The sequence below is a fragment of the Bathymodiolus azoricus thioautotrophic gill symbiont genome, from assembly GCF_001298715.1.
Lineage (GTDB): Bacteria > Pseudomonadota > Gammaproteobacteria > PS1 > Pseudothioglobaceae > Thiodubiliella.
Genome location: NZ_CDSC02000414.1, coordinates 1 through 11,145, shown reverse-complemented (window position 1 = coordinate 11,145; position 11,145 = coordinate 1). Strand labels below are relative to the sequence as shown.

The 11,145-nt window shown below is 37.7% G+C and carries 13 protein-coding genes, 1 tRNA gene and 1 pseudogene; 4 read left to right on the top strand and 11 right to left on the bottom strand.

The genetic code is table 11. The annotated features are described in order from the left end of the window. Positions 1–5: 5 nt before the first annotated feature. The 6 genes from BAZSYMA_RS08015 to BAZSYMA_RS07990 form a co-directional block, all read right to left on the bottom strand. The gene (locus tag BAZSYMA_RS08015; protein ID WP_090717680.1) at positions 6–335 is read right to left on the bottom strand and encodes a zinc ribbon domain-containing protein YjdM; all 330 of its coding nucleotides are present in this window, start codon (positions 333–335) and stop codon (positions 6–8) included. Next, the gene (gene thyA / locus BAZSYMA_RS08010) at positions 332–1,186 is read right to left on the bottom strand and encodes a thymidylate synthase (protein WP_090717677.1); all 855 of its coding nucleotides are present in this window, start codon (positions 1,184–1,186) and stop codon (positions 332–334) included. The genes BAZSYMA_RS08015 and thyA overlap by 4 nt, the downstream gene beginning before the upstream one ends. After that, complete coding sequence (lgt, locus tag BAZSYMA_RS08005) at positions 1,183–1,956, bottom strand: prolipoprotein diacylglyceryl transferase (protein WP_090717688.1); 774 nt, start codon at positions 1,954–1,956, stop codon at positions 1,183–1,185. The genes thyA and lgt overlap by 4 nt, the downstream gene beginning before the upstream one ends. 6 nt (positions 1,957–1,962) lie before the next feature. Further along, positions 1,963–2,039: transfer RNA gene (locus tag BAZSYMA_RS08000), tRNA-Arg, on the bottom strand. Between the two features lie 27 nt (positions 2,040–2,066). Further along, entirely contained in the window at positions 2,067–2,372 is a 306-nt protein-coding gene (locus BAZSYMA_RS07995; RefSeq protein ID WP_090717674.1) for an ArsR/SmtB family transcription factor, read from the bottom strand. Between the two features lie 10 nt (positions 2,373–2,382). Beyond that, positions 2,383–2,988: an ABC transporter substrate-binding protein gene (locus BAZSYMA_RS07990; protein ID WP_090717671.1), complete on the bottom strand. Its 606-nt coding sequence runs from the start codon at positions 2,986–2,988 to the stop codon at positions 2,383–2,385. 95 nt (positions 2,989–3,083) lie between these two features. Between BAZSYMA_RS07990 and BAZSYMA_RS07985 the strand changes: the two genes are divergently transcribed. Genes BAZSYMA_RS07985 through BAZSYMA_RS07975 form a run of 3 tightly spaced genes read left to right on the top strand, consistent with a single transcriptional unit; the run spans position 3,084 to position 6,057 of the window. After that, complete coding sequence (locus tag BAZSYMA_RS07985) at positions 3,084–4,442, top strand: S41 family peptidase (protein ID WP_090717667.1); 1,359 nt, start codon at positions 3,084–3,086, stop codon at positions 4,440–4,442. Beyond that, on the top strand, positions 4,442–5,215 hold the full coding sequence (locus BAZSYMA_RS07980) for a ParA family protein (RefSeq protein ID WP_090717663.1): 774 nt from the start codon (positions 4,442–4,444) through the stop codon (positions 5,213–5,215). The genes BAZSYMA_RS07985 and BAZSYMA_RS07980 overlap by 1 nt, the downstream gene beginning before the upstream one ends. 2 nt (positions 5,216–5,217) lie before the next feature. Next, complete coding sequence (locus BAZSYMA_RS07975) at positions 5,218–6,057, top strand: ParB/RepB/Spo0J family partition protein (protein ID WP_090717660.1); 840 nt, start codon at positions 5,218–5,220, stop codon at positions 6,055–6,057. 43 nt (positions 6,058–6,100) lie between these two features. On the opposite strand, the gene lepB is transcribed toward BAZSYMA_RS07975, so the two are convergent. Continuing rightward, complete coding sequence (gene lepB / locus BAZSYMA_RS07970; RefSeq protein WP_090717657.1) at positions 6,101–7,018, bottom strand: signal peptidase I; 918 nt, start codon at positions 7,016–7,018, stop codon at positions 6,101–6,103. A 68-nt stretch (positions 7,019–7,086) separates the two neighbouring features. Here lepB and BAZSYMA_RS07965 point away from each other — a divergent pair, with 68 nt between their 5' ends. Further along, entirely contained in the window at positions 7,087–7,413 is a 327-nt protein-coding gene (locus tag BAZSYMA_RS07965; RefSeq protein WP_090717654.1) for a TusE/DsrC/DsvC family sulfur relay protein, read from the top strand. Positions 7,414–7,546: 133 nt separating this feature from the next. Here BAZSYMA_RS07965 and aroA read toward each other — a convergent pair whose 3' ends face one another. The 4 genes and pseudogenes from aroA to BAZSYMA_RS07945 all read right to left on the bottom strand — a co-directional run. Beyond that, positions 7,547–8,848 carry a 3-phosphoshikimate 1-carboxyvinyltransferase gene (gene aroA, locus BAZSYMA_RS07960; RefSeq protein ID WP_090717650.1) on the bottom strand — a complete coding sequence of 434 codons (1,302 nt, stop codon included), beginning with the start codon at positions 8,846–8,848 and terminating at the stop codon, positions 7,547–7,549. Then, a complete protein-coding gene (locus BAZSYMA_RS07955) occupies positions 8,841–9,701 on the bottom strand; it encodes a prephenate dehydrogenase (protein ID WP_090717646.1) in 861 nt (286 codons plus the stop codon). Before BAZSYMA_RS07955 ends, aroA begins: the two co-directional genes overlap by 8 nt. Continuing rightward, positions 9,698–10,777 carry a histidinol-phosphate transaminase gene (gene hisC, locus BAZSYMA_RS07950; RefSeq protein WP_195910160.1) on the bottom strand — a complete coding sequence of 360 codons (1,080 nt, stop codon included), beginning with the start codon at positions 10,775–10,777 and terminating at the stop codon, positions 9,698–9,700. Before hisC ends, BAZSYMA_RS07955 begins: the two co-directional genes overlap by 4 nt. Before the next feature lie 71 nt (positions 10,778–10,848). After that, positions 10,849–11,145, bottom strand: a pseudogene (locus BAZSYMA_RS07945) (DUF7281 domain-containing protein); the annotation flags it as partial.

The window sequence follows — 11,145 nt, the reverse complement described above, 5'->3', positions numbered from 1 at the left end:
TATAACTATACTTTCTTGACAAATTCGGATTTAAGCTTCATTCCACCAAAGTTTGGGATTTTACAATCAATATCGTGATCACCATCACACAGGCGAATATTTTTAACTTTGGTGCCCACTTTCACCACCGATTGAGAGCCTTTAATTTTTAAATCTTTAATAACGCTTACTGTATCTCCATCACTTAAAACATTGCCATTTGCATCTTTAATAATACGCTCTTGCTCGTCTAAATCATTTGCTGAAAACTCGTAAGCACACTCAGGACACACCAAAAGATTGCCATCTTCATAAACATATTCAGAACTACATTTGGGGCACTTGGGTAGGCTCATACTGTGAATGGGTATTTCACCGCTGGATGATGCTCATAATCAAGCAGTTCAAAATCATTTATTGTCACCCAAGTTTCTAAATCTTGTAGAGTTTTAATCTCTGGATTGATGTTAAGTTTTGGTAGTGGCAATGGCTCACGATTCATTTGCTCATTTTTAAAAATTTCAACTTGATTTTCATACAGATGCACATTTGACAAATGATGGCGTATCTTCTTAGCCTTCTTGCCGGTAATTTGTGCGGTAATCAATAATAAAAATGCCACTTGAAAATGATTAAACGGCTGCCCAATTGCATAATCACTACTACGCTGATAACTCTCAAGATACAAATCATCACCTAATAAATTAAAGTGATGCGTGTGCAAACACGCTGGCAAGCACGCACGATGAATAAGATTAGGGTGATTGAATGTCATCATTTCACGCCTGTCGTCAATACCGCGAGATAAATCTGTCACAATTTTTTTGTATTGGTCCATTGGTTCATCGCCTTCAACACCAGGGAAAGCACGACCAATCACACCATAACAAAGCCCCATATCGTCCTCACCTTTTCTATATGGATTGTCTAACCATGCTTGGTTTTCATTGGTATTAGCATTCCAAGTGTTACAGCCCAATTCTCTAAATTGAGCGGCACTTTGATAACCACGAATATAACCCAACATTTCAGCAATGGCTGATCTCCAAAAGAGCTTTTTAGTGGTTACCGCTGGCACTGTACCACCAGACAAGTCGTGCTCAAAGGTAGCGCCAATAATGGCTAAAGTTTTTTGCCCAGTACGCGCATTAGATAGCCACACACCTTCATCTAAGATTCGCCTGCCAATGTCAATATATACCTTCATCTAGACGCTCTGTTTGCTTTTAAAAGTAAGTAGACGCCTAACATAATCATCGGTAAACTCAATAGCTGCCCCATAGTAAGCCAGCCAAATGCCAAATAACCCAACTGCACATCAGGTACTCTAACAAACTCAATGATAAATCTAAACAACCCGTACAAAATTAAAAATAACGCAGAAATTGTCATCGGCGCACGCGGTTTCTTGCTAAATATCCACAGAACCACGAATAATACCAAGCCTTCTAAAAATGCTTCATACAATTGTGATGGATATCGTGCAACACCCTGCTCTTGAATATAGAGTCCAAACGGACTTGTGGTTACCTTGCCCCAAAGCTCACCATTGATAAAATTACCCAGTCGACCAAAACCCAAACCTAATGGCACAAGTGGTGCAACAAAATCCATCGTTGCAAAAAAGGTTTTGTTGTATTTACGATTAAATAATACCATCCCCAACAACACACCTAAAAATCCACCATGAAATGACATGCCACCATCTTGAAAAGCAAGGATAGACAGTGGGTCTGATAAGAAAGCACCAAAATTATAAAATAACATATAGCCTATGCGACCACCAAAAACAACGCCTATAGCGCCGTAAAAAATCATGTCTTCTACTTGCTGTTTGTTCCAGTCATTTAGTTGCTTAGTACGATAACTTGCCAATAAGTAAGCACTCAAAAAAGCCAACAGATACATTATTCCGTACCAGTAAATCTGGATAAAGCCTAAGTCTAGTGCGATTGGGTTGATATCAGGGTATGTCATATAGTGTGGTACGCTCGAGGTGATTTGAACACCCAACATTTGGCTTCGGAGGCCAAGACTCTATCCAATTGAGCTACGAGCGCATAATTTAGTATGCAAAAGTGTTTAAATTAGTCATTTTTAGAACAAAAAACCGCTTGCATATTGGCAACTAATTTCAAAATTTTTGCATCTTTTATTTTGCATAAAATTTTATTACCATCACGCCGTGATTCAAGAATGCCTTTGGTTCTAAGGATATCAATATGCTGAGAAATGTTAGATTGAGAAGAGCCAACTTGCTCTACAATTTCTAACACTGGTAATTCATCGCCCTTCAATGCACATAAAATCTTTAAACGCAATGGGTGTGCCATCGCCTTTAATGCTTTGGTTGCCTTATTAATGTCTTCATCTCTTTCTAATAATTTCATCATAATTTTATTTTTAAATTTTACCTAGCATACCATATATGCCGTATCTTCTGACTTTAATCAATATCATTCTTTGATAATAATTAATCAAACTGTCGTTCTCAAGTGCCACATCAAAAATTTTCCATTTACCTGATTTGTTTTTGTGGAAGGACAAATCAACATTAAAACCGTATCTAGAATAACCCTTGGCATTTAATCTAACAACAATTATATTACCACCTCTCATTGGTCTTGCATAAACAAAATCAAGCGACCTTGATCGACCTTTCGCTAATTTCACCAACAAAGTGTTAATAACATTTTGCTTTAATGAATTAGAAAAATATTTAACTTCCTCGTCACTTAGACTCACATAGCTCGCTGACAAAACCTCATCAGCGATATACTCAAAATCAAACAACGGTGTAATTTCCTGATTAATAAGAAAACCCATCATTTGTGGCGAGTAAGTTGCGACGCTGGTTAATTGATTAAGCTTGATAATAGCCACCTGTATAGTTTTAACAGGGCTGTCTTCTGGTGTTGGCGCTTCATTTATTGTTGCATCTTTATAGGCAAATACAAGCGATGGTATCAATATACTAAATACTAATAGAACTGTATTTAACTTTTTCATATTTTTCTCCGTTATCTAACAAATAAAACAAGTAAAATTATAAATTTGTACACATTATATATACTTCAAACCTTTATTAAACTAATAATTATATTATGATTTTCTTGAATTCTTTAAAACACCCGTTATTCTTAGTGATTTTTTCCACTTTCTTTACACTTAGTGCCTGTAATGCCACAGAAAAAACAGAAAGTAAAAAACTAAACACCAAAGAAAAACAAAACCTAGAAGCATTTTTCAACGACCTTGAGGCGTTTACTCAGGTTTACAGCCAAATTAAAAGACTATATGTGGAAGATGTTGACAATAAAAAACTATTCACCAATGCCATTAAAGGTATGGTGAATGGTTTAGACCCGCACTCGGCTTATTTAGAACCAAAAGAGCAAAAGACTTTATTAGAAAGTGCATCGGGTAAGTTTGGCGGATTGGGTATCGTCATCAGCAAAAAAGACAATATCATCCAAGTCATCTCACCGATTGATGATACGCCTGCTTATAAAGCTGGCATTCAAGCTGGCGATAAGATTGTTAAAATTAACAATAAACCTGTCAATGGCATGTCATTAGAAGATGGCGTTAAATTGATGCGTGGTAAGCCAGGTACTGATATTAAAATCACTATTGTGCGTAAAAATACAAAACCATTCGTGGTAAAAATTACCCGCGAAATTATCACCATTACCTCAGTCAAAGGCTACTTACTTAAAGATGGTATTGGCTATATTCGTGTTTCCAGTTTTCAAAATCCAACCACTGACTTATTACAAAAAACCCTTGAGCGCTTAGTTAATGAAAACAAAGGTGACTTAAAGTCGCTCATTCTTGATTTAAGAAACAACCCAGGTGGGGTTTTAGATGGTGCAGTTGATATATCCAATCTATTCCTTGACGATACTGGCTTGATTGTTTCTACCAAGAGTAGACTTAAAAACAACAGCACTAAATTTACCGCTGACCCGGGCGATGTATTAAATGGCGCGCCAATGGTAGTCTTAATTAATGAAGGCTCCGCTTCAGCTTCAGAGATTGTTTCAGGCGCATTACAAGACCACAAACGCGCAATCATCATGGGCAATACTTCATTCGGTAAAGGCTCAGTGCAAACTATTCTCGAACTTAAAGGTGGTTACGGACTTAAAGTCACCACTGCAAGATACTACACGCCAAACGGACGCTCTATTCAAGCCAAAGGTATTGTGCCTGATGTTAAACTGAAAAATATCAGCCTAGGAAAAGAAAAGAAAAACGCAGTAACCAACACCAAAGAAAGCGACTTGGATGGTCATTTGGAAGTAGAAGACCCTTCTGAACTGTCTTCTAAAGAAATCTTAGATGCACAAGAAAAGAAGAAAACAGAGCTAGATAAAAAGGCGCTTGAAAGACTTGAAAAAGATTATTTTGTGCATGAAGCGCGCAACTTACTTAAAGCACTTGCGGTATTACAAAAGTAATGGCTATCATTTTCTCAATTGCAAACCAAAAAGGCGGTGTTGGCAAGACGACTACCGCAGTCAATCTAAGTGCTGCACTTCAAACCATCAGAAAACGCGTGTTAATGGTTGATATTGATCCACAAGGCAATGCAACAATGGGTTGTGGTATTGACAAACACGATTTACAATACTCCACTTGCGAAGTATTGTTAGGAGAATGTAGCATTGAAAATACTATTGTTCATTCAGACAAGGTAAAAATTGATGTTATTCCTTCCAATACCGATTTAATCACTGCTGAGATTGCCTTGATAAAAAACGGCAACTCAGAATATCTATTAAAAGAAGCGCTTGCCAAAGTTAGCAACAAATACGATTACATTATTATTGACTGTCCGCCTTCACTAAATATGCTGACTATTAATGCCTTTACTGCCTCTAACGGTATTCTTATTCCAATGCAATGTGAATATTATGCATTAGAAGGCCTTAGTGCACTCATACAAACCATTGAAAGAATTCAGGCAACCACCAACCCTGATTTAGAAATCACTGGCTTAATAAGAACCATGTATGACGCACGCAATAAACTATCAAATGAAGTCTCAGTACAACTACAACAATACTTTTCAAAAAAAGTATTTAAAACTATTATCCCTAGAAATATAAAACTAGCAGAAGCACCGAGTTTCGGTCAAGCAGCAATTAATTATGCAAGGTCTTCCAAAGGTGCAATTTCCTATGTTTCACTGGCAAGTGAGATTGTTGGAAAACAAAAAACATTAAATTAAATATGACAACCCCCTCAAAATTAGGTCGTGGATTAGATATCTTGCTAGGGCAAGCATCCAGCAACGAGCAATCTGATAACAACCTAAAAATCTTAAAAATTAATGAATTACAGCGTGGTCAATTCCAACCCAGAGACGATGTCAACCCTGATACGCTAAACGAACTTGCTAACTCAATCTCAGCGCAAGGCATTATTCAGCCGCTAGTTGCTCGCAAAATTACCTACGATAAATATGAAATCATCGCTGGAGAACGACGCTGGCGCGCTGCTAAGATTGCTGGACTCACTGAAGTCCCTGTCATTGTTCGTGAAATTAACGACCAAGTTGCCCTAGCTATTGGTCTGATTGAAAATATCCAGCGTGAGGCGCTAACGCCACTTGAAGAAGCCAAAGCACTACGCCAGTTAATTGAAGATTTCAAAATGACACATGAGGAAATCTCACATGTGGTTGGTCGTTCTCGTTCCAGCGTTAGTAATTTAATCCGCCTATTGCAACTTGGTAATGATGCTAAACAATTACTCAGTAATGGCGATATAGAAATGGGTCATGGGCGCGCCTTGCTGCCGTTAAGCAACGAGCAACAGCTTGAAGTCGGCAATCAGGTCGTGCAAAAATCTTTGTCTGTGCGCCAAACGGAAGAATTGGTTAAAAGAGTGCTCAATCCAAAGCCCGCTACATCCAATACAATTGAACCTCATATTCAAGCACATACGGATTCTTTAAACAAAAAGCTTAACTCGAAAACTGAGATTAAAGACAACAATAACAAAGGTAGAATTATTATTCATTACCAATCTGAAGATGAACTTAATAACATCCTAAGCCATATTAAATAATTTTTTGCCTCCCTTTTACAAGGAAAAATACAGCTAAGACCCTTTAATCAATGATTCCATTGCGACTAAAGGTGAAAGTTTTAAGTGCTTTTATAGGATTGGAAAATAACCCACCAATATCACCATGCGCCCAAATATAAAAGGCTCTACCGATAATATATTCTTCAGGTACAAAACCCCAAAAACGACTGTCACTACTGTGTTTTCGGTTATCACCCATAACAAAATAATGCCCTTCAGGGACAACAAGCCTCACACTATGAGAACTAACATTAGGATGTAACAAAATATCGTGTGGATTGTTATCTAGCAGCTCACGATAACGCCCATGCCCCGTCATTTCAATACCTTCCTCAAACCCTGTATAGGTGCCGATTTTTTGGCGTTCAATCACTCTGCCATTTACCGTGAGTCTGTCTTTAATGTATTCAATCCTATCACCTGGGAGTCCAATCACACGCTTGATAAAATCTGCACCTTTATGAACTTTACCCTGTTCATAATTAGGATACCTAAACACCACGACATCACCACGCTGCGGGTCACCAATATCCACCAACTCAGTGTTTAACACTGGCAAGTGAATGCCGTAAGAAATTTTATCTACCAATAAAAAATCATAAGTTAGAAATGTTGGCATCATTGAGTTAGATGGGATCCTAAAAGGTTCTGCTATAAAACCTCTCAGTAAAAAAACCAGCAACAATACTGGATAAAACTCTGCTGCTAATTGCACAACCATAGAGCGATGCGCATATTTTTCTGATTTATTAAGCCTCAAAAAACATACAAAATACAGCCACTTACTCAGCAAATTTTTTTTCTCTGAGCGTGCATTCACTTCTGCCCCACCCATAAAAAAATGATCAGTAAACACGATAACAAATGCCAAAATCAGAAACACTGCTAAATAAGAGGAAACATCCCAGGCAAAGAATGATGATGCGTTTTCAATAGTCATATAAAAAATAAGGAAAAGTTAAAGGTGTTTATTATATAATAATTCTTTTTATTATTTTGGAGAACAAGATGGCATTAGCAGATTTAGAGAGAGATGGACATGGTTACTTAGTTGACCTTAATCAATGGAGTGAGAGTATCGCTACAGAACTTGCAGAAGAAGAAGGCGTTAATTTAACAGATGAGAGTTTTAAACTCATCAACTTCTTGCGTGACGAATACATTAATAACAACGCCAACCAGCCTAATGAACGCAATATGGTTAAAGGTTTAAAAGGCGACTGGGAAGGCAAACTAACCACCAAGGAGCTTTATACATTATTCCCAAAAGGTCCCGCCAAACAAGCAGGGAAAATTGCTGGACTGCCTGAGACTAAACGCAAAGGTGGCTACTAAAAATTTTAAAGTTTTCAATAAAAAAGCGCTCAATGAGCGCTTTTTTATTATTCGAGACCTTTGCATAAATAGGGATGATTGGAAAAAGCCAATGATTATTCCTATTTATGCAAAGGTCTCTATTCGTCATTCTTTAAATTTCTACAATATTCATACCCACAGAATTTGCCAATTCAACAAAATTTGGAAATGAGGTCTTAACATTATCCACACCGTTAATTTCAATGACATGCTCACATCTAAGTGATGCTACAGCAAAGGACATTGAAATACGATGGTCGTGGTGTGATTCAATAATACCATTTGGTTTTTGAAAGAGTCCACCTTGAATTTTAATACCATCTTCTAATACTTCATTTTCAATACCAAGAATATCCAAACCATCTGCCATTACTTGAATGCGGTCACTCTCTTTCACTCGTAATTCTTTTGCACTCGTTAAAACCGTCTCGCCCTGTGCACAGCTTGCTGCAATAAATATCGCTGGAAATTCATCAATAGCAAGTGGCACTAATTCTACTGGAATATAAATACCTTTTAACTGTGACGACTGAATGCGAATATCAGCCAACAATTCACCGCCAATTTCTCGTTTATTTGATAAACTAAGGTTAGCACCCATTAACTGCAAAATATCAATCACACCGATGCGTGTTGGGTTGATATTAACACCCTCTAGTGTTAGATCTGCTTGTGGTGCGATAGCAGCTGCCACCATAAAAAATGTAGCTGATGATATATCACTGGGTACTTGGATTTTCATAGCAGTTAACTCTCCACCACCACTTAGACATATTTTATTACCCTCCACCTTTACAGCGTACCCCAAGCCTTTAAGCATTCGTTCAGTATGGTCACGCGTGGTTTCTGGCTCACTCACACAAGTCTCCCCCTGTGCGTATAAACCCGCCAACAATACGCAAGATTTTACCTGTGCTGATGCGACTGGCAAATCGTAATCAATGCCTTTAAGTAACTGAGCGCCTTTAATCTTTAATGGAGGCTTGCCGTCATTACTTTCAATCACTGCACCCATATCTGTTAATGGGTCAATCACTCTACCCATCGGGCGTTTGGATAAAGATTCATCGCCTACCAACTCAGAGTCAAAATTTTGAGCCGCTAAAATACCTGACATCAGCCGCATAGAAGTACCAGAATTGCCTAAATCAAGCGCAGAATCAGGCTGTTTAAGTCCATATAGTCCAACACCATGAATCGTTACCTTGTCGCCGTCTCGTTCAATCTTGACACCCATTTTTTGAAAAGCCTCCAGCGTGGCTAAGGCATCTTCTCCTTGCAGGAAACCACTGACTTCTGTAATACCATTTGCCAGTGAGCCAAGCATAATGCTACGATGTGAGATAGACTTGTCCCCTGGTACTTTGAGCTTGCCTAATAATTTCTTGGCAGGTTGCGTGATAAATTTACTCATTTAACCAATCATCCCTTGCAGTTTTAGCATTAATGAATAATTGCTCTATTTCTTTTGCTTTGCCCTCTTCAATCAAACTTGAGAGCTTGTCTAAACTTTGCTGAAAGCCTGCAATATGCTTAACAATTTCATCAGGGTTGTTGATACAAATATCACGCCACATTGTCGCATTACTTGAAGCAATACGAGAAAAATCTTTAAAACCACCTGCGGCATAATCAAGCGCATTTGAACCACTTTCAATCACATAATCCATCAATGAGAATGCCAACATATGTGGTAAGTGCGAGGTCATTGCTAATAAATCATCATGTGTTTTGTCATTCATAATTTCCACCCTTGCACCCAGTGCTTGCCAGCATTCACTTACACGCTCAATCGCTTGTGTATCGGCATTATCCGTTGGCGTGAGAATAACGCGTTTATTGCTAAACAAACTACCATCGGCAGCTATCACACCATTTTGCTCTTTACCAGCAATTGGGTGTGCTGGAATAAACTTAGCTGGCATAGTGCCAAATACTTCTTTGGCAGTCGCAATCACGCTACCTTTGGTACTGCCAACATCACAGACAATAACATTATCATTAATGTGTGGCTTAATAAGTTCAAGGATATTTTTAAAACTGTTTACTGGTGTAGCAATTAGCACCAATTCTACCCCAGATAATGCCTGTGCAATATCTAGGCTATATGTATCAATCACACCTAAGGCTTGTGCTTGTTGCAAATTAGCCTCATTTCTACCAAAACCAACAATATTAACTTGCTGAAATTTATGTAAACTCTTTTTCAAGCCTAGTGCAAACGAGCCACCAATCAATCCAACACCGATGATACAAATCTTATTCATAAGACAGATTTTAACGCAACAAGGAATTTTTCATTCTCGTTTTTTGCACCAACAGAAACTCTTAAATAGCCCTTCATTTCCACAGGACGCACAATAAAACCTTTCTCTAATAAAGCTTGATAAATCACACTTGGATCACCCACTTTCACAGCAATAAAGTTTGCTGATGATGGAATATAAGACAAACCCAATACCTTAAATCCATTGGCAAGTTGTATTAACCCTTGTCTATTAGATGAAATAGATTCTTGTAAAAAATCTTCATCTGCCAAAGCAGCAATTGCTGCACTTTGTGCAATGTGATTCACATTAAAAGGCTGACGAATGCGATTTAAATAATCAGCAATCTTGCTACTTGAAAGGGAATACCCCACCCGTAAAGCTGCCAAGCCATACGCCTTAGAAAAAGTACGCGTAATCACCAAATTATCAAACGCTTGCAACCAGCCAACAGTAACATCATTAACATCTAAATACTCAACATACGCTTGGTCTAATACCACAATGACCGAACTTGGCACTTTTGACAAAAACGTATAAACGCCAGCGTCTTCCAATAATGTACCCGTCGGATTATTAGGATTAGCAATAAAAATCAGCTTGGTATTATTGGTAATTGCCAAGAGCATTGCATCCAAATCATGACCAAAGTCATTTGCAGGTGTGATGACTGCTTTAGCACCCAATGCTTTAGTGACCAAAGGGTAAACCACAAAAGCATATTGCGAAAAAATCACCTCATCACTCGCATGACACAGACTTACTCTAGCCAATAACTCCAAAATATCGTTAGAACCATTACCCAATGTAATGTGCTCGCTAGATATCGACAAATACTTAGCTATTGATTGCTTGAGTTCAAAACCATTGCCATCAGGATAACGCCCTACTTCAGTGATGGCTTGCTCAATCGCCATGCGCACTTTATTACTAACAGGCAAGGGATTTTCATTACTGGCGAGTTTCACAACTTCATCCAAGCCCAACTCGCGTTGTAGCTCGCTAATAGGTTTGCCTCCCTGATACGCCTTCAGGGAAAGTATAGACTCACAAATATGCACACTATTTTTTTTCATAACTTTTCAATATAATACTCTTGGTCCAAACCTTTCTTTTCTGTGTTAATTATATTAACAAGAGCTAGTAATTACCTCTCTTTTATTTTATTTTTATCAAAATTGGCTTTTTGATTATCATATCTCTCTCTGCTTCCATTGTTTTTAATTGTATTTTCAATGCCTTTAGGAATAAAAAATTTCGCTTTACTGAATAAATGTTTTTTATATTCATTTAAATAAATTCCAATACCTGAAATATCAAAATCACCAAAATGAATATAATCATTTGGAACTGATTTCATCCACTTAATAAAATCTTTGTTTTGATTTTGAGGATAGCGAGATATAAAAAGTGGGCTTATGTCTTTAAACAAATATTTTTGCTC

Bases quoted from the DNA above. Each gene is read 5' to 3' on its own strand.
- BAZSYMA_RS08015 (WP_090717680.1), bottom strand. From the start codon at position 335: ATGAGCCTACCCAAGTGCCCCAAATGTAGTTCTGAATATGTTTATGAA.
- thyA (WP_090717677.1), bottom strand. From the start codon at position 1,186: ATGAAGGTATATATTGACATTGGCAGGCGAATCTTAGATGAAGGTGTG.
- lgt (WP_090717688.1), bottom strand. From the start codon at position 1,956: ATGACATACCCTGATATCAACCCAATCGCACTAGACTTAGGCTTTATC.
- BAZSYMA_RS07995 (WP_090717674.1), bottom strand. From the start codon at position 2,372: ATGATGAAATTATTAGAAAGAGATGAAGACATTAATAAGGCAACCAAA.
- BAZSYMA_RS07990 (WP_090717671.1), bottom strand. From the start codon at position 2,988: ATGAAAAAGTTAAATACAGTTCTATTAGTATTTAGTATATTGATACCA.
- BAZSYMA_RS07985 (WP_090717667.1), top strand. From the start codon at position 3,084: ATGATTTTCTTGAATTCTTTAAAACACCCGTTATTCTTAGTGATTTTT.
- BAZSYMA_RS07980 (WP_090717663.1), top strand. From the start codon at position 4,442: ATGGCTATCATTTTCTCAATTGCAAACCAAAAAGGCGGTGTTGGCAAG.
- BAZSYMA_RS07975 (WP_090717660.1), top strand. From the start codon at position 5,218: ATGACAACCCCCTCAAAATTAGGTCGTGGATTAGATATCTTGCTAGGG.
- lepB (WP_090717657.1), bottom strand. From the start codon at position 7,018: ATGACTATTGAAAACGCATCATCATTCTTTGCCTGGGATGTTTCCTCT.
- BAZSYMA_RS07965 (WP_090717654.1), top strand. From the start codon at position 7,087: ATGGCATTAGCAGATTTAGAGAGAGATGGACATGGTTACTTAGTTGAC.
- aroA (WP_090717650.1), bottom strand. From the start codon at position 8,848: ATGAGTAAATTTATCACGCAACCTGCCAAGAAATTATTAGGCAAGCTC.
- BAZSYMA_RS07955 (WP_090717646.1), bottom strand. From the start codon at position 9,701: ATGAATAAGATTTGTATCATCGGTGTTGGATTGATTGGTGGCTCGTTT.
- hisC (WP_195910160.1), bottom strand. From the start codon at position 10,777: ATGAAAAAAAATAGTGTGCATATTTGTGAGTCTATACTTTCCCTGAAG.